The 16,591-nt window shown below is 45.7% G+C and carries 18 protein-coding genes; 13 read left to right on the top strand and 5 right to left on the bottom strand.

Annotated features, from left to right (window positions below):
* Positions 1 to 66: 66 nt before the first annotated feature.
* Positions 67 to 1,230, top strand: coding sequence for a homogentisate 1,2-dioxygenase (locus AAA938_RS06495; protein WP_338227827.1), 1,164 nt, complete (start codon positions 67 to 69; stop codon positions 1,228 to 1,230).
* 41 nt (positions 1,231 to 1,271) lie between these two features.
* On the opposite strand, the gene AAA938_RS06490 is transcribed toward AAA938_RS06495, so the two are convergent.
* Positions 1,272 to 1,682 (bottom strand): transposase, encoded by a 411-nt coding sequence (locus AAA938_RS06490; RefSeq protein ID WP_338227826.1) that lies wholly within the window; start codon positions 1,680 to 1,682, stop codon positions 1,272 to 1,274.
* Positions 1,683 to 1,899: 217 nt separating this feature from the next.
* On the bottom strand, positions 1,900 to 3,537 hold the full coding sequence (gene pafA / locus AAA938_RS06485; RefSeq protein ID WP_338227825.1) for an alkaline phosphatase PafA: 1,638 nt from the start codon (positions 3,535 to 3,537) through the stop codon (positions 1,900 to 1,902).
* A 113-nt stretch (positions 3,538 to 3,650) separates the two neighbouring features.
* On the opposite strand from pafA, the gene AAA938_RS06480 reads away from it, so the two are divergent.
* The 11 genes from AAA938_RS06480 to AAA938_RS06430 all read left to right on the top strand — a co-directional run bounded on the left by AAA938_RS06480 (position 3,651) and on the right by AAA938_RS06430 (position 13,445).
* Positions 3,651 to 5,381 (top strand): hypothetical protein, encoded by a 1,731-nt coding sequence (locus tag AAA938_RS06480; protein WP_338227824.1) that lies wholly within the window; start codon positions 3,651 to 3,653, stop codon positions 5,379 to 5,381.
* A gap of 112 nt (positions 5,382 to 5,493) precedes the next feature.
* Positions 5,494 to 7,326: an ABC transporter ATP-binding protein gene (locus AAA938_RS06475; RefSeq protein WP_338227823.1), complete on the top strand. Its 1,833-nt coding sequence runs from the start codon at positions 5,494 to 5,496 to the stop codon at positions 7,324 to 7,326.
* Between the two features lie 28 nt (positions 7,327 to 7,354).
* Positions 7,355 to 7,723, top strand: a complete 369-nt coding sequence (locus tag AAA938_RS06470; protein ID WP_338227822.1) for a hypothetical protein — start codon at positions 7,355 to 7,357, stop codon at positions 7,721 to 7,723.
* A gap of 68 nt (positions 7,724 to 7,791) precedes the next feature.
* Entirely contained in the window at positions 7,792 to 9,330 is a 1,539-nt protein-coding gene (locus AAA938_RS06465; protein WP_338227821.1) for a YifB family Mg chelatase-like AAA ATPase, read from the top strand.
* Positions 9,331 to 9,375: 45 nt separating this feature from the next.
* Positions 9,376 to 9,582: a hypothetical protein gene (locus AAA938_RS06460; protein ID WP_338227820.1), complete on the top strand. Its 207-nt coding sequence runs from the start codon at positions 9,376 to 9,378 to the stop codon at positions 9,580 to 9,582.
* A gap of 8 nt (positions 9,583 to 9,590) precedes the next feature.
* On the top strand, positions 9,591 to 9,740 hold the full coding sequence (locus AAA938_RS06455) for an ORF6N domain-containing protein (RefSeq protein ID WP_338228133.1): 150 nt from the start codon (positions 9,591 to 9,593) through the stop codon (positions 9,738 to 9,740).
* 269 nt (positions 9,741 to 10,009) lie between these two features.
* The gene (locus AAA938_RS06450; protein WP_338228132.1) at positions 10,010 to 10,153 is read left to right on the top strand and encodes a type II toxin-antitoxin system RelE/ParE family toxin; all 144 of its coding nucleotides are present in this window, start codon (positions 10,010 to 10,012) and stop codon (positions 10,151 to 10,153) included.
* A gap of 1 nt (position 10,154) precedes the next feature.
* A complete protein-coding gene (locus AAA938_RS06445) occupies positions 10,155 to 10,454 on the top strand; it encodes a helix-turn-helix domain-containing protein (RefSeq protein WP_338227819.1) in 300 nt (99 codons plus the stop codon).
* Positions 10,455 to 10,468: 14 nt separating this feature from the next.
* Positions 10,469 to 11,149 (top strand): hypothetical protein, encoded by a 681-nt coding sequence (locus AAA938_RS06440; protein WP_338227818.1) that lies wholly within the window; start codon positions 10,469 to 10,471, stop codon positions 11,147 to 11,149.
* A 156-nt stretch (positions 11,150 to 11,305) separates the two neighbouring features.
* Complete coding sequence (locus AAA938_RS06435; protein WP_338227817.1) at positions 11,306 to 12,634, top strand: Zn-dependent hydrolase; 1,329 nt, start codon at positions 11,306 to 11,308, stop codon at positions 12,632 to 12,634.
* A gap of 67 nt (positions 12,635 to 12,701) precedes the next feature.
* On the top strand, positions 12,702 to 13,445 hold the full coding sequence (locus AAA938_RS06430; RefSeq protein WP_338227816.1) for an MBL fold metallo-hydrolase: 744 nt from the start codon (positions 12,702 to 12,704) through the stop codon (positions 13,443 to 13,445).
* 28 nt (positions 13,446 to 13,473) lie between these two features.
* On the opposite strand, the gene AAA938_RS06425 is transcribed toward AAA938_RS06430, so the two are convergent.
* The gene (locus AAA938_RS06425) at positions 13,474 to 13,872 is read right to left on the bottom strand and encodes a DUF2784 domain-containing protein (RefSeq protein WP_338227815.1); all 399 of its coding nucleotides are present in this window, start codon (positions 13,870 to 13,872) and stop codon (positions 13,474 to 13,476) included.
* 232 nt (positions 13,873 to 14,104) lie between these two features.
* Between AAA938_RS06425 and AAA938_RS06420 the strand changes: the two genes are divergently transcribed.
* Complete coding sequence (locus AAA938_RS06420; protein ID WP_338227814.1) at positions 14,105 to 14,893, top strand: DUF3050 domain-containing protein; 789 nt, start codon at positions 14,105 to 14,107, stop codon at positions 14,891 to 14,893.
* 26 nt (positions 14,894 to 14,919) lie between these two features.
* Here the strand turns inward: AAA938_RS06420 and AAA938_RS06415 are convergent, their stop codons facing one another.
* Both AAA938_RS06415 and AAA938_RS06410 read right to left on the bottom strand, forming a co-directional pair.
* Positions 14,920 to 16,110: a GTP-binding protein gene (locus AAA938_RS06415; RefSeq protein ID WP_338227813.1), complete on the bottom strand. Its 1,191-nt coding sequence runs from the start codon at positions 16,108 to 16,110 to the stop codon at positions 14,920 to 14,922.
* Between the two features lie 6 nt (positions 16,111 to 16,116).
* Positions 16,117 to 16,569 carry a hypothetical protein gene (locus tag AAA938_RS06410; protein ID WP_338227812.1) on the bottom strand — a complete coding sequence of 151 codons (453 nt, stop codon included), beginning with the start codon at positions 16,567 to 16,569 and terminating at the stop codon, positions 16,117 to 16,119.
* Positions 16,570 to 16,591: the final 22 nt, after the last annotated feature.

The raw sequence follows: 16,591 nt of genomic DNA, 5'->3' as shown, positions 1-16,591 counted from the left end.
TAAGATGAATAGGTCTTTGAGATAAGTGTTAAATTAGCAAGCAAAAGCGAATATAAACCCAAAATCATGGCATACTACTTCAGATTAGGAAAAATACCCCCCAAGCGCCACACCCAATTCAGGCAACCTGACGGCAGTCTTTACAAAGAAGAATTGGTGAGTTCCAAGGGCTTCTCCGGAATCTATTCCAACCTATACCATATCTATAATCCCAACGAGGTCAAATCCATAGGCACTCCAAAGCCCTACAAGTGGGAGCCTGCGGAAGCTTATGGACTCAATCAGACTCACCTCAAGACTTCCGGGGTAGAGACTACCGGCGAAGACTATCTCAGTGCCCGAAGGATGCTGATGATGAACAATGACGTGATGATGGGAATCTGCTCTCCCAAGAATCGAAAAATGGATTACTATTTTAAAAATGCGGATGGAGACGAACTGATTTACATTCATGATGGCGAGGGCATACTGTATTCCCAATTTGGAAAGCTCGAGGTCAAAAAAGGCGACTATGTGGTCATTCCAAGGACTACCATTTACCGCTTTGAGTTTGCAGAAGAGGGACCTCTGCGCTTATTGGTCATTGAGTCCCACGGCCCTATCGAGACGGTAAAACGCTACAGAAACGAAGTTGGGCAGCTCTTGGAGCACTCTCCCTATTGCGAGCGGGACATCAGACCCCCGCATGAGTTGCATATCGAAGATCAAAAGGGCGATTACTTAGTCCAGATCAAAAAGCAGGGCATGCTTCACCAATACCACTACGGGCACAGTCCTTTGGATATCGTGGGTTGGGATGGATACCTCTACCCCTACGCGCTTTCCATCCATGATTTTGAGCCAATTACCGGGCGCATTCATCAGCCACCTCCGGTGCATCAGACATTTCAGGCTTGGGGATTTGTGATTTGTTCCTTTGTGCCTCGCTTGTTTGACTATCATCCTTTGGCTATTCCGGCTCCATATAATCACAGCAATATCGATTCGGATGAGGTTCTTTATTACGCAGAGGGAGAATTTATGAGCCGCAAAGGGATTGACCGGGGATCTTTCACGATCCACATGGGTGGGCTACCTCACGGACCCCATCCGGGAACAGTCGAAAAATCCATCGGAGCAAAGGAAACCAAAGAATATGCAGTCATGCTTGATACCTTTAGGCCCCTGATGCTGACCAAGGACGCCTTGAGCTTTGTGGATGAAAATTACCCCATGAGCTGGACCGAATAATAGCTAGAAAGCCTCTGGATCACCTCCGGAGGCTTTTTTAATTACATACCCAGAAACTTCATCTCCTCTTCCAAGGAAAGCTCCTGATGGATCAATTCCTGGCGCATAATTCCGCTTTTCTCAGTGGAAAGTCGAGTGGCACTCACCGAATGCACATGAAACTCTTCCTCCCAATCCAGATTCACTTCCATTTTACTTTCTTTCAAAGAGTCCTGAATTTTGGATTGAATCTTTTTTAAAATTTCCCTTGCAGATAGAGAATCCGATAAATTGATCAAAAGGTGAATGTGCTCAGGCAAAATATGGTAAGCACAGGGTTGATCGCAGTTTTCTGATAAAAACTCCTCCAATCCATTCTTGATGTCTTTCTTCAATTTCCCCACCAAAAGAGGTGCTTTCAGGCGAGTATAAAAAACAAGATGAATCCAGATTTTCGAGGATGAATAGCTCATAATTAAAAATGAATAGCTCAAATTAATCAACTTCCTGAAAAAAATCCAAGCGCAAAAACCACCGAATGCAAAGAAAACCTAAGTTTTATTCAATAGAAAGTGAGTCTTAAAACAAGTTCAGGAATCAATACCAATTCAAGATGATTTGAAGGCTTGTTGAACGATCGCCAAAAAAAAATCCCGGGCTTTGTACCCGGGATCAAATACTTCTCTTCACTTATTTTCCATCGACAATCTCCTTGATCGGCTGCCCTATAGCCCCATTCGGAAACTTGATTTTCAACAATACCGACAAGGTGGGTGCAATATCCGTTACCGTGGTGTAGGTGGAGCTTGTTCCCGGCTTGATTCCCCAACCATAGAACGCAATCGGCACATGGGTGTCATAGGTATAGCCCGAACCATGAGTGGTTCCTCTTTGTCCTCCCGCAAGCCAAGCCGGCTCCAAGACGAATAGCACATCTCCGGAAGCTTTGTGATTGAATCCCATCTGCAGCAAGTGCTTGCTGCCGAAATTATACTCCATCTTCTTGAGATCGGCAGCTGTATAAGCTTCCTTCACCCCCTTGAATCTCAGCGAATAGTCGGCGATTTCTCGCTGCATGAGTTCGAAATCCATATTTTTCTCTCTGGCCAAATCTTTATTGACGAAAACTTGCTCATTGGAAAAATTCAGGATCCAATTGCCATCCCCATATTTGGCCTGAGCAAAACCACGCAACTGCCCCAAAATCAACCCGGTATTGAAGTTCCCTGCAGGTACTCTTTCACTGACCATATAGCTCGGTACTTCAGCCACAGCATGATCTGCGGAGATAAAGACCAAATATTGTCCTTTGCCGATTTTTTGATCTAGGTAGTCAAAGAAGGCAGCCAAATCCTTGTCCAATCTCAGGTAGTTATCCTCCACTTCGATGGAGGATGGGCCGAATCGATGGCCAATGTAATCCGGGCTGGAGAAGCTCACTGCCAACAAATCAGTGACTCCCCTTTGTCCCAACTTTTCCCCTTCAATGGCTGCATAGGCAAAATCCAAAGTCAGGCTATTGCCATAAGGGGTAGATGCGATGAGTCCATAGTCTCCATTGTTTTTTCTCAGGGAATCAAGCACATACGGAAAAGTAGGCGTGCTTTTTCCAATAAATGGAGCCTCATAATCATTGTTGTCCGGCAGGGAATTGACATAAGACTCGATCGGATACAGAGTATTCCAAGTTTGTCCCAAATAGTAATCCGGTCTCTTTTTGGTATTGAAATCGGCCGCCCATTGAGGCAAGGCCTGGTGATAATAAGTGGAAGTCATCCACTCTCCATTATCACTGTCGTACCAATAAGCATCTCCGGTATGACCGGCCGGAAGACTTGCTCCACGGTCTTTAATAGCTATTCCGACCACTTTGGATCTTTTTGCGGTAGAAAAGCGGAGTTCGTCTGAAATCGTGGTAGAAAGCAGATTTCGGGGACTGATATTTCCATTTCCCGGCGTACCTCCCACATTGGTGACCGTGCTATCCTCTGCGCAGTAAATCGCCCGATTTAGCTGTCTGACATACCAGTTGTTGGCGATGATCCCGTGAGTTGCCGGAGTAGTACCGGTATAAACCGATGCGTGGCCCGGTCCGGTGTAAGTTGGGATGTAATTGTAATGCCCGTTGGTCATCATAAATCCCTGCTCGGTGAACCTCTTGAATCCTCCTTCCCCAAATCGGTCACCAAATCTGTACAGGTATTCCTGTCTCATTTGGTCTACAATGATTCCAACCACTAATTTGGGTTGATCATTCGTTTGTTGGGCTGAAGCAGAAAGTGCAAATAGACTCACAGCAAAAAATACCGCCAAGATCTTGCTTACCATTTCTTGTTGTTTTTTGCCAAAGATAAAGATATCTCCATTTTGGAAGGGTTAAAACTTTGTTAAGGTGATTTTAGCAATGGGGAAAAGGCAAAATAAGGGGTTGATAAAAAATCTTGGGATTCTTTTTTAGCTTTAAGGCGATGCATACTCCAGTCACCTATCGATTGCTTTGCCGAAGTGCATTGGCATTCAGTTTCAGTTTGATTTCCGTTTTTGCTTATTCTCAGGGCTCCTACGTCCCCTACGATCGGGATTACTACCACAAAATCGAACGATACGAAATTCTTCAGGGTCAAAATAATCCCTTTTTCAACACGGGATTCAAACCCTACCGAAGGGATATCATTGCAGGATTTCTGGATAGCTTAGCAGCCAATCCTGAAGTCATTCGGTCCAAAGCCGATCAATTCAATCTGGACTATTTGAGTCAGGACAATTGGGAGTTTTCAGAGCGGGATATCCCCGAATCGAGAAAGCCCTTTCTGAAGAAATTATACCGACGCCCCGGTGATTTTGCCCATTACAATTCGGAGGAATTTGACATTCATCTCAGCCCGGTGATTTACCTGAGCGGAGGTACTGAGACAGACAACAATCAAAATCCGGCCCGGCTTGCCCGAGGGGTAGTTTTGAGGGGTTCTGTAGACAAAAAAGTAGGGTTTTATACCTATTTCACCACTTCGGAAGTATTTTTTCCCTCTTGGGTCAAAGAATACACGGAATACAACGGGGCTGTTCCCGGAGAGGGTTTTTGGAAAGAATATCAGGATAATGGCTACAGCTATTTTTCTGCCTTGGGCCATGTATCCTTTCAGATCACCAAGCATATCGAAGTGCAAGTGGGGCATGACCGGAATTTTGCCGGGGAAGGATACCGCTCCTTCCAGATTTCGGACTTTTCCAATCCCTACATGTTTGTCAAGTTCAATACCAAGGTCTGGAAATTTCAGTTGACCAATGTCTGGTCTCAAATGACTGCGGATGTGTTTTATGACCGTGGCAGACCCACGGATGGAAGATATCCCCAAAAGTATTTTTCCTACAACCGCATGGGCTTCAATGTAGGCAAAAAGATCAATCTGGGCTGGTTTGCCTCGGTGATGACAGACAAGATCAACTTCAACTACTTCAACCCTCTGGTCATGGTCCGCTGGGTGGAGCAGCAGCTTGGCACTCCGGACAAAGTCATGCTCGGAATAGACGGCAAATGGATGGTCACCCCGGGGCTTCAACTCTATGGACAGTTTGCCTTGGATGAGTTTGTCTTTACGGAGTTTTTTGAAATTGATGGAGATGGCTCAAAAAGAAACAAATACGGTGCTCAGGCAGGCTTGAAATACATCAATGCCTTAACTATCAGCAACCTGGATTTTCAGCTGGAATGGAATCAGGCAAGGCCCTACACTTTTCAGGAAAAAGTGGACTACCAGTCCTACTCCAACTGGAGAACTCCCCTCACCCATCCCCGAGGCGCCAATTTCAGGGAGTTTGTCGGAATCATCCGCTACCAACCCCTTCCCCGGCTAGACCTGAATCTTACCGGAATGTATCAGCTATTTGGTGCGGATGAATCCGCAGAGGTCAATTGGGGAGGAGATGTCCTGAAAAACCGGCTGGAAGGAAGCCCTACCGGACTCTTCGGGAATTTTATCGGTCAGGGGGTGGAAAATCAAGTTATCCAGACCAATTTCAATGCCTCCTACATGCTAAAGCACAACTTCTTTGTGGACTTTTCCCACACCTACAGAAGAAGGGCAGCCCAAGACCTCAATGCACCTCAAGCCAGCAATTTCCTGCAGTTTGCTTTCAGATGGAATTTTACAAGGCCTGATTTCAATTACTGATAAGCAATTGAAAGCTTTCAAGAATTAAGCATCCTAAGCCTGAAAGAACCTGAGCAATCATCGCTCCGCTAATTTTCCGTAACTTGCGGCCCAAATAATTTCGGCCTTTTTGATGAACACCTACTTTCGGATCCTTTCCTATGCCCGGCCCTTTGGCAGGTTTGTTCCGATTTACATCTTCTACGCCTTTTTGGCGATAGTCTTTGGCCTGCTCAATTTCACCCTGCTCAAGCCTCTGTTCGACGTCATTTTTGAGCAGGTAGAGCCTCAGTCTCTCGAAAAATACCGCAGCCTTGACTCCTTCAACCTATCCGTAGAGTATTTCACTTCCCTGTTTTACCATAGGTTTTTATTGGTGCAGGATGCCTATGGCAAATTCGGTACACTCGTTTTTGTCTGCATCATCATCGTCATATCGGTATTCCTTTCCAATCTCTTCACCTACCTCTCCGGAGTGGTTTTGGCCAAGGTCAGAGCGACCGTGATTCGGGGCATGCGCATGGACATCTTCCAAAAAGTCAACCGCCTCCACTTGGGCTACTTTTCCAATGAGCGCAAAGGAGACCTGATGTCCAAAATGACCAATGATGTGCAGGAGGTAGAAAACACGATCGTGCAGTCCCTGAGGGTGGTTTTCCGTGAACCGGCCACGATCATTCTCTACTTCGCCGTGTTGTTTTTTATGTCAGTCAAGCTGACCTTGTTTACGATTCTGATCATTCCTATTTCCGGAGCGATTATCGGTGGAATCACCAAAAGGCTGAAAAAGCGAGCTATACAAAGCCAGCAATCTCTGGGCAGAATTGTGAATATCCTCGACGAAACTCTCGGTGGAATGCGGGTGATCAAAGCCTTCAATGCTGAGCGATTTACCGAGGAGAAGTTTGACGGAGAAAATGACTACTACTCCCGGGTCAATGTGAGTATGGCCCGAAAAAACGAGCTGGCCTCTCCCATTTCCCAATTTCTCGGAGTCAGCGTGGTAGCAGGGATTCTGGTCTATGGAGGCAGTCTTGTCCTGAGCGGGGAATCCAGCCTGAGTGCATCGGACTTTATTACCTACATCATCATCTTCACTCAAGTACTCAACCCTGCCAAGGAGATTTCCCGAGCAGTCAGCAGCATCCAAAGGGGAATAGCCTCGGCTGAGCGGATCTTTGAAGTGGTAGATACCCCCGAGCAAATCAACTCCCCGGCTAATCCCAAACCGCTCAGCGCTTTCGAAAAAGAGATTGAATTTCATGGGGTCAGCTTTGCCTATCAGGATCAATTGGTGCTTCAGGATATCAGTTTCCGTTTGGAAAAAGGCAAAACCATCGCTCTGGTAGGTCCATCGGGAGGAGGAAAATCCACTTTGGCTGACTTGGTGCCACGATTCTATGATCCTAGCTCGGGAAGCATCGCGCTGGACGGAACGGATATACGGGATTTTTCTACTTCTCAACTGAGAAACCTCATGGGGATCGTGACCCAGGAATCCATCCTGTTCAATGACACAGTCTTCAACAATATCGCTTTTGGAATTGAGGACGTCACTGAGGAGCAGGTCATCGCCGCAGCCCAAATCGCCAATGCCCATTCTTTCATATCCCAGTTGGAAAACGGCTACCAAACCAATATCGGAGACCGGGGCTCTAAGCTTTCCGGAGGACAAAGACAGAGACTCAGTATCGCTCGTGCCGTATTGAAGAATCCACCTATTCTGATTTTGGATGAAGCCACCTCAGCCTTGGACTCAGAGTCAGAGCAATTGGTACAGGAGGCTTTGACCAAGTTGATGACCAATCGTACTACCCTGGTCATCGCCCATAGACTGAGTACGATCCAGCATGCGGATGAAATTCTGGTCATCGAAAAAGGGAAGATCGTCCAAAAAGGAACCCACTCCGAATTGATGCAAAGAGAAGGCCTCTACCAAAAGCTTTCCAGTATTCAATCCGTTTGAGTAAATTAGAAAAATTTAATTTTGACTTATGAAAAAGCTTTCACTATATCTTCAACTGGCTCTGCTGGTTTATTTCCTGATTTTCTTACTCTTTTTTATATTCTTCGATACGCTGGGAGCCACTTTCAATATGGATCCGATCACACCTCAGTCCATGGTAAAGGTGTTTTTGACCGGGCTGATTGTCTTTTTGGCTGTTTGGGGAGCTACTGCCATGCATGCAAGCAGTCAGGACTCTACCATCAAAAAGATGCAAAATGAAATGAATGGATTGAAGGCCAAGATCTACGATTTTGAACATCCCAAGACCGAGGAACCCAAGAAAACCATTCCTCAAAAGAATCAGGAAGACCCCAGCGGGACGATCAAACCCCGCCAAAATTTTACGGATCAATAAAGATTTAATTTTCGCAAAGTTCTATATTCAGGAAGCCAAATCGGTTTCCTTTTTTATTTGAAAAAGCTATGGTTGCAAAAACTTTTGGAAGCGCAGTCTCAGGCGTAGATGCCAATCTGATCACCATCGAGGTCAATGTGGGACAGGGTACCAGCTTTTTTATGGTAGGCTTACCCGATTCTGCAGTCAAAGAATCCCAGCAGCGAGTAGAATCTGCCCTGAAGTACTTCAATTACCGCATGCCAAGGCAAAAGGTCGTCATCAACTTGGCTCCTGCAGATATTCGAAAAGAGGGATCCGCCTACGATCTCCCTATCGCCATGGGAATCCTTCAAGCCTCCGAGCAGGTCAGTTTCCCGGAATTGGACCGCTACGTGATCATGGGTGAGCTTTCGCTAGACGGCAATCTTCGCCCAATCAAAGGGGTCCTTCCCATCGCTATCGAAGCCCGAAAGCGGGGATTCAAGGGCTTTATCCTTCCGCTGGAAAATGCCAAAGAGGCCTCCATCGTGAACAACATCGACATCATCGGAGTGGAGACCTTGGACCAAGCGGTGGAGTTTCTGCAAGGCAATTTGGACATTGAGCCCTTGGTTACTGATACCCGGGAGATCTTTTATCATTCTTTGGATGAAAATGAATTTGACTTTGCCGATGTGCAGGGTCAGGAAAATATCAAACGGGCCATGGAGATCGCTGCAGCCGGAGGTCACAATGTGATCATGATCGGTCCTCCCGGAGCCGGGAAAACCATGCTCGCCAAGCGATTGCCTTCCATTCTTCCTCCCCTTTCCTTGCAGGAAGCTTTGGAGACCACCAAGATCCATTCCGTAGCCGGAAAATTGGGACGAAATGCCTCTCTACTGGCTCAAAGGCCTTTTCGAAGTCCACACCATACCATCTCTGACGTAGCCTTGGTCGGTGGCGGCGGCAACCCTCAACCCGGAGAAATCTCCTTGGCCCACAATGGGGTATTGTTTCTGGACGAACTTCCGGAGTTCAAGCGGACTGTCCTGGAAGTGATGCGCCAACCCTTGGAAGAAAGGAAAGTGACCATCTCCCGTGCTAAAGTCTCCGTGGACTATCCGGCCAACTTTATGCTGATCGCCAGCATGAATCCCTGCCCTTGTGGCTACTACAACCATCCCGAAAAGGAATGCGTCTGCGGACCAGGCATCGTACAGCGCTACCTCAACAAGGTCAGCGGTCCCCTACTCGACCGGATCGACCTGCATGTGGAAGTGACTCCAGTCAAATTCGACGAAATGACCTCCACCCGCAAGGCCGAATCCAGCAAAGCCATCCGCGAGCGGGTGATTCAGGGTCGGGAAAAGCAAAAAGAACGTTTTCAAAACAACCCCGAAGTCTACTGCAATGCCATGATGCCCTCTCACATGGTCAAGGAAGTCTGCCAGATCAATGAAGCTGGAAAAGCCCTGCTCAAAACCGCCATGGAGCGACTCGGCTTATCTGCCCGAGCCTACGACCGCATCTTGAAGGTCGCCCGAACCATCGCAGATATCGCGGGAAGCGAGGCTATCAAAGTGGAGCATCTGGCCGAGGCAATTCAATACAGAAGCCTGGATCGAGAAGGATGGGCTGGTTAGGAAGTTTTAAAATGGAAAATTTAAGAATCTTAAAATTGTAAAAATATGAACAAAGGTGGATTTTCATGGAAAAGGCTTTCTGGTATTTCAGGAGCAAAAGCAAACGTCTCAAGGAAAATTGGAATACCTTTAACAAAGAGTGGTAGAGATCAAAAAATTGGAAGAGCTGTATCAAAAGGTTGTATGGGTAGCTTGACAATATTCCTAATCTCAATTACAACCTTAATATTTTACATAATTAAAAATTTTTAAGGTTCCAAATTGGAACCTCAAGTTCTTATGGAGGCAGGAGAACTCTACCTCTAGTATTCACTGAACAAGGAATCGCCATGCTTTCAGCCGTTCTCAAAACGGAAGCAAACTCAAAGTATCTACTTAAAAATCAATTGCTAGTACCAGCTGATTTTTAAAAAATAACCTCTCTTTTTAGATTCAACCCATCCTTTTGTACCATTATTCGTTAACTTTACTGCGTGGAGAAAAAAAGAAGGCTGATTTTCTATAAGAACTATTTCGAGGACTTTTTCACCGAACTTCCCGAAAAAGTACAAGGCAAGGTGGATGAAGTACTTTATATGGTTATGGTATTGGATAGAATCCCAGCAAAGTTCTTTTCTCAAATGACTTCCTATGATGGGCTTTACGAAATAAGAATCGAATACAGCAGTAATATTTTAGGATTTTCTGCTGTTTTGATGAAGGTAACCTCATCATTCTCTTCAATGGTTTTCAAAAAAAGTCTCAAAAAACACCTCAAAAAGAAATAGAAAAAGCATTAAGGATAAAAGCTGACTACTTCCGAGAGAAAAATAAACAACGGTAAAATGAAAGAAAAGGAATCAATCAAAACATTTGAACAACACCTTGATAAAAGGTATGGTCATGTTGGGGAAGAAAAAAGGATGGCTTTTGAAGCAAAAGCGAAAGCATTTGCCATTGGAGAGCTTATCAAAGAAGAACGAAGGCTTTCGAAAATGACCCAAGAAGAACTTGCTAAAAAAACAGGAACTAAAAAAAGCTTTATTTCTAGAATTGAAAACGGGAAAAGTGATATACAACTTTCCACCCTATACCGAATTCTTGAACTGGGTCTTGGTAAAAAAATCTCATTAACGATCGAATAGTAACTCAAAAGAAATTGCCCCACCCCACCGAATTTTTTTCCAAGGAATTTATCCTAAAACTTTACCGAGAGCTTCGGGATGCAGATACGCAGACCAAAGTCCAATTCACACTGGATTACATAGATACTGTAAGAGAGGATTTTGCTCCTGAGTTAGTTGAGTATATGACAAAGACCCAACTTGCAACTATCTATTTTGACCATCAGGAATACGAAAAGGCTCTACCGATTTTGGAAGAAATCAATCAGCTGGAAATTCCAGAAAACACGAACGGGAGTCACCTCTATTCCCTATTGCTCATTCAAACTCACCGTCTTCTCAAAAATTTTTCACAAGCATTTATCTTGTTAGAAGAGAACCTCATTTCCAAAAATGAAGAAATTCATGCCTTTGAGACATTGGATTTTTTAAAGGAATATGCCCAACTATGCAAAGATGCAAATTGGACTTTTGACCCCACTTTTGAAGCTTTTCTGACTAAAGTAATCCTCCATTTAGGCTTCCCGGATAAACCCCTAAAGCCAATGGAAAAGATTGCCTATTTAGCTGAAACCAACCGAATTTGGAATATCCGTTTGGGTCAAATTCAAGCAAATACCACCATTTCTGAAGAATCAAGAGTTGAGTTGCTGAAAATTTTTCAGCGAGATTGCCCGATAAGGTGGTATAGAGAATTGACAGAAAGCTGGATTTGAAACCTACTTTGCCTTTCTGCCCGCTGATTCATTTCTTTCCTGTTTCATTTGCTTTCAGAGGATTGGTTTGCCTTCCATTTTGAAGGATGCAATAGGAAGACAGATTTCATTTTCTTCAAAAATCCCTACCTTCTCTATTCATCCACTACCGAAGCTATGATCCGAAGAGAATTTTTAAAGAAATCGGCCCTAAGTGCACTTGGTTTGACAGCCTTGGGTTTGCCGATGATTCAAGCTCATCCTTTTTTCAAAAACCTTCCCAAAGTCAACCGGCAACGAATCGTTGACCGGATCGCTGAGCTGGCAAAATTCGGGCAGGATGAACGAGGACACGGATTTCGTGTAGCCTATACACCCGGAGATATCGAAGGGAGAAGATGGTTTATGGGTTTGATGGAAAAAGCCGGCTTAAACCCCCGAATTGATGCCGGAGGGAATATCATCGGAACTCGGAAGGGTAAAAATCCCAATCTCAAACCTATTGCTTTTGGTTCGCACATCGACATGGTTCCCGATGGAGGCAATTACGACGGGACCTTGGGAAGTTTGGCTGCGCTCGAAGTAATCGAAATCCTCAATGAGCAAAATCTGGTTACCGAGCACCCTCTGGAAGTTATCATCTTTGCCAACGAAGAAGGCGGATTGATCGGCAGCAAAGCGATGGTAGGAAAACTAACCCCTGAAGGATTGCAGCAAATCAGCCAAAGCGGGCTCAGTATGGCAGAAGGAATTCGGGGAATCGGAGGAAATCCCGAGGCCATCAAAAGTGCGGAACGAAAGAAAGGTGAGGTTCATGCCTGGCTTGAGCTGCATATTGAGCAAGGTGGAATCTTAGATGCAGAAGGTTTGCAAATCGGTGTGGTGGAAGGAATTGTGGGTATTTTGGATGTGGAAGTGACCGTGGAAGGCTTTGCCAATCACGCCGGGACTACGCCTATGAAGCTGAGAAAAGACGCCATGCTCGCCGCTTCCAAACTGACCGTGGCAGTAAATGAAATCGTCACCAGCATGCCCGGAAATCAGGTGGGAACCGTCGGGAAAGTGGAAGCCCATCCAGGAGCCTACAATGTAGTGCCCGGCAAAGTGAATCTGGGACTGGAGATTCGGGATTTGTCTTTTGATAAAATCGAAGAGATCCTAGGCCTGATCGAAAAACGGGCAGAAGAGATAGCGACCGAGACCCAAACCAGCATTTATTTCCGCAGAGAACCCAGTTTCAACCTTCCAGCCTTGACCGATTCCAGCCTTCAGCAAAAAATCAATGCTGCAGCCCTTGCTTTGGGCTTATCCACCAAGCCGATGCAAAGCGGGGCTGGTCATGACTCCCAACAAATGGCCCTGATTGCTCCGGTGGGGATGATTTTTGTCCCTAGTGTGGGTGGAATCAGCCATTCCTTCAACGAATTCACCAAAGCGGAAGACATGGAAAACGGGGCCAATGTACTTCTACATACTATTTTAGCTGTGGATAAAAACGAAAGCTGAAATAGTCCAAGACCCAATAAAACCAAACACCCTGCTTTATTTCAGGTTATTCCTAAAAACAATCCTCATGAGACTACTGCTTTCCTTGTTTCTTGTTTTGGTATCTGTTCAGGCTTTCGCCCAAGACCAAATCCCAGCCGAAAAAGGCCCGATCACAATTCAGCCCATTTTGCACGGTACAGTGGTAGTGAGCTATCAGGATTTGACGATTTATGTGGATCCTTACGGTGGTGCTGAGAGGTTTGCAGGACAAAAACCCGCTGATCTCGTGCTGATCACCGATATCCACGGAGATCACCACAATCAGGAAACATTGGACGGATTGGATTTGAGTGGAGCGGTGATTGTAGCTCCTCAGGCAGTGGCTGAGAAGCTCCCAAAGGACAAATACAAAGCCATCGAAGTAATTGGAAACGGAACCTCCTCCACCCTTTTGAACACCCAAATCACGGCACTTCCCATGTATAATCTCCCTGAGATAGCCGACAGTCGACATCCCAAAGGTCGAGGTAATGGTTATGTTGTAGAACTGGGAGGAAAGCATCTTTATTTCTCCGGAGATACAGAAGATATCCCAGAAATGCGTGCATTAAAGGGAATCGATGTGGCTTTTGTCTGCATGAATTTGCCCTATACCATGGATGTGGATCAAGCGGCGAATGGTGTGGCGGAATTCCAGCCAAAGATGGTGTATCCTTATCACTACCGAGGAACTGAAGGCTTGAGTGACGTGGAAAAATTTAAATCCCTGGTCAATGCATCCGCTCCTGAAGTAGAGGTACGCTTGAGAAATTGGTATCCGGAAAACTGATTTTCTGGAAGCAAGCCTAGAGGGTTGATTAGCTCTTCTTGGGAGTTTTCCAATTGGTCCATATCGACATCCCAAATGCCAAAAGCGTAAAGCTGAGCGTACCGATATCCACCCATTCTTCTGGGGGATTCCAACCAAAAACTCTGTCCAGCAGATAGCTGATATATGAATTGGGCAGGTCGTGAATCCCCAGATTTCTCAACACCTCCCAGTGCCAATCCGTCAGCGGACAATAACCCCAGCCGTACCAAATACCCAAGAATCCCCAGGAAAGAAGCGTGAGACTGATAGTGATGAGATGGGCTTTCCTTGTTTTTCTCCAAACCCAACCAAAAAGGTTAAAGACAATCAATGCGGAATGAAAAACAAGGAAAAACCAATCTGCGAGGATCAGCCTAAACTCAAGAAAAATTACGGCAAGCTCCATGGGTTGATTTTTCCCTAAGATAGAAAAGTCCCTGATCCACATAAAAGTATCCGGATAAGCTTTGAAAAAGAGGGGGGCAGTAGGGAAAAAGAAAAGATCGCTGGACATCAACTAAGCAAAGCCTTAGAACAACCTGGCCCTAAAGTCTGTTTGACTCAAAATATATCCAAATGCCAATCCGAGAAGGGGGCATTTGTCGTAAATCATCACCCAAAACAAGAGTAAGTAACCCATGAATCAGATCGAGTTCATCGAAAAGGAAATCCTTGACCAAAGAAACCAACTCAGAAATCACCCGCTGTATGACCAACTCCGGCAACTAGCAGATGTCCGGACTTTCATGGAAAACCACGTCTATGCAGTTTGGGACTTCATGTCCTTGCTGAAGGCACTCCAGCTAAAAATCACCACAGTACAAATTCCTTGGGTACCGGCTCCTGATGCCAGCCTGGCAAGATTTATCAATGAAATCGTCCATGGAGAAGAGAGTGACCTCAATGAATTGGGAGAGGCAAAAAGCCACTTCGAAATGTACTTGGAGGCCATGGACCAGTTGGAAGCGGACACCAGCGAGATCAGAAAATTGATCCACGAGATCAAAAATGGAATGCAAGTGGCACCTGCCTTGGACAGCTTGGCCATTGACGACAAGGTCAAGGATTTTGTACGGTACACATTTTCAGTTATTGAAACAGGACATGCACACCGAATCGCCTCTGCATTCACGTTTGGGAGAGAGGACTTGATTCCGGATATGTTTTTGGAGATTTTGAAAAAATCGGATGCGGAAAATACCCGCTACACCAAGCTAAACTACTATCTGCAGCGACACATCGAGCTGGATGGAGATGAGCATGGACCGCTTTCCCTGCAGTTGATCGCAACACTATGTGGAAATGACCAGGAAAAGTGGAGGGAAGTCCTTGACGTTGCCAAAGAGTCTTTGGAGAAAAGAATTGGTCTTTGGGATGCCATCCATGAATTGATTTTGGAGAAAAATACCCAAATGGCTGACTTTTAAGGGTCAGCCATTTTTCTCTTTTCAAATCAAAAAGGCCAGGGATCCTGGATTTTGGCACCTTTTTCCAACAAATCCATTTCCCTATCTGTCATCAGGCAGGCCGTCAACTCGAAGGTGATCTTGCCTATCTCAGGAAACTGACCGATCAAAACCAATTCATTCATGCGGTCTCCGAATCGCTTATCCCATCTGGACTCGATCCATTTCTGATTGTCCAAGTAAGATGCATAGCGAATCCGCTGCTGAAAAGGCATGGAAGCCCACCAAACTCCCGCTGGTTCAGCTTTCAAGCTACCTCCAGCCTGCGACCAGGAAATCGCTTCATCCATTCGTGAACCGATATAAAACAGCCCCTTACTCCGGATAATTGAAGCCGGCCATTCTGACTGAATATAATTCCAAAAGCGCTGAGGGTGGAAGGGTCTTTTGTCCCGAAACACAAAACTCCTGATGCCATATTCCTCAGTTTCCGGAGTATGCTCTTTTTCCAACTCTTCCATCCATGCGGCTGATGCGGACTCCAAGGCCTCGTCATAAAGCCCCGTGTTTAGGATTTTGTCCAAAGGAGCCTTCCCCTTTTCGGTACGAATGACCTGTGCACGGGGATTGAGCTTACGGAGAATCGCCTCCAGTTCCTCGGCCTGTTCGGCCGCTACCAAGTCACATTTATTCAGTAAAATCACATTGGCAAACTCAATTTGATCCGTGAGTAGATTGACAATGGAACGGGTATCCTCGGGATCGTCATTCATCTTTCGGGTCCATACGGTATCCCCGCTTCCAAAATCCTTCGGAAAATTGTACGCATCGACCACGGTCACCAAGGTATCCAACTCACTGACCTCTCCCAAAATTGATTTTCCGTTTTCATCCACAAAGGTAAAAGTCTGGGCTACCGGAAGCGGTTCGGAAATACCCGAGCTTTCGATCAGCAGGTAATCAAACCTTCCCTCTCGGGCCAGCTTACCGACCTCTTCCATCAAATCCTCCCTCAGCGTACAGCAAATGCAGCCATTGCTCATTTCTACCAGCTTTTCCTCAGTACGGGAGAGCGTATTACCCTGCTGAATCAGCTGGGCATCCACATTGATTTCTCCCATATCATTGACGATGACGGCGACCTTCATTCCTTCTTTATTGTGCAGGACATGATTGAGAAGGGTGGTTTTTCCGGCTCCCAAGAAGCCACTCAAAACGGTTACGGGCAGTTTTTTCATAGTCGATTAGATGATTGTTGCATTTCGGATGATGAAAGTCATTTCCTCCACATCGCTGGCATTCAAGTCCAGAATTCCCCGGACTTCCACGATTTGGTCCACTTTCATTCGGGGAGGTTTGGACTGGAGGTAGATGACTGCTACGGATTCAGGGCCTGCTGCTCCGCAGAAAAAGCACTCGGCCATGGGGTATTTGGAGAGGATGAGTGTCTGACTGGATTGGAGGTCAAGAGGAATAAAAAAACCTTTTAAAGTGACTTGCTTCCCTTTCAAAGCCTTGAGCTCTTCGGTGAATTCGGGATAGAAAAAATAGAGGCCAAAGTCCCGATTTAGTTTTTCCTTGAAGGGAACCCGCTGAAAAAGTGTCCAAAGATCCTCCTTGGGCTGACTCTGTCCATGCCCATTCCAAATCCCTAAAAAGAGAAAAACGCAAACAAGCAGAGCGGCAGAAAACTTCATGGCGTGTTTTTTTTGCAACAAA

Origin of the sequence: Algoriphagus taiwanensis (assembly GCF_036245645.1) — a bacterium.
GTDB lineage: Bacteria > Bacteroidota > Bacteroidia > Cytophagales > Cyclobacteriaceae > Algoriphagus > Algoriphagus taiwanensis.
The sequence above is the reverse complement of the archived record's forward strand: the minus strand, read 5'-3'. Positions and strand labels throughout refer to the sequence as shown.

Bases quoted from the DNA above. Each gene is read 5' to 3' on its own strand.
- AAA938_RS06420 (WP_338227814.1), top strand. From the start codon at position 14,105: ATGAATCAGATCGAGTTCATCGAAAAGGAAATCCTTGACCAAAGAAAC.
- AAA938_RS06430 (WP_338227816.1), top strand. From the start codon at position 12,702: ATGAGACTACTGCTTTCCTTGTTTCTTGTTTTGGTATCTGTTCAGGCT.
- AAA938_RS06495 (WP_338227827.1), top strand. From the start codon at position 67: ATGGCATACTACTTCAGATTAGGAAAAATACCCCCCAAGCGCCACACC.
- AAA938_RS06470 (WP_338227822.1), top strand. From the start codon at position 7,355: ATGAAAAAGCTTTCACTATATCTTCAACTGGCTCTGCTGGTTTATTTC.
- AAA938_RS06445 (WP_338227819.1), top strand. From the start codon at position 10,155: ATGAAAGAAAAGGAATCAATCAAAACATTTGAACAACACCTTGATAAA.
- AAA938_RS06415 (WP_338227813.1), bottom strand. From the start codon at position 16,110: ATGAAAAAACTGCCCGTAACCGTTTTGAGTGGCTTCTTGGGAGCCGGA.
- AAA938_RS06475 (WP_338227823.1), top strand. From the start codon at position 5,494: ATGAACACCTACTTTCGGATCCTTTCCTATGCCCGGCCCTTTGGCAGG.
- AAA938_RS06435 (WP_338227817.1), top strand. From the start codon at position 11,306: ATGATCCGAAGAGAATTTTTAAAGAAATCGGCCCTAAGTGCACTTGGT.
- AAA938_RS06460 (WP_338227820.1), top strand. From the start codon at position 9,376: ATGAACAAAGGTGGATTTTCATGGAAAAGGCTTTCTGGTATTTCAGGA.
- AAA938_RS06490 (WP_338227826.1), bottom strand. From the start codon at position 1,682: ATGAGCTATTCATCCTCGAAAATCTGGATTCATCTTGTTTTTTATACT.
- pafA (WP_338227825.1), bottom strand. From the start codon at position 3,537: ATGGTAAGCAAGATCTTGGCGGTATTTTTTGCTGTGAGTCTATTTGCA.
- AAA938_RS06425 (WP_338227815.1), bottom strand. From the start codon at position 13,872: ATGGAGCTTGCCGTAATTTTTCTTGAGTTTAGGCTGATCCTCGCAGAT.
- AAA938_RS06465 (WP_338227821.1), top strand. From the start codon at position 7,792: ATGGTTGCAAAAACTTTTGGAAGCGCAGTCTCAGGCGTAGATGCCAAT.
- AAA938_RS06410 (WP_338227812.1), bottom strand. From the start codon at position 16,569: ATGAAGTTTTCTGCCGCTCTGCTTGTTTGCGTTTTTCTCTTTTTAGGG.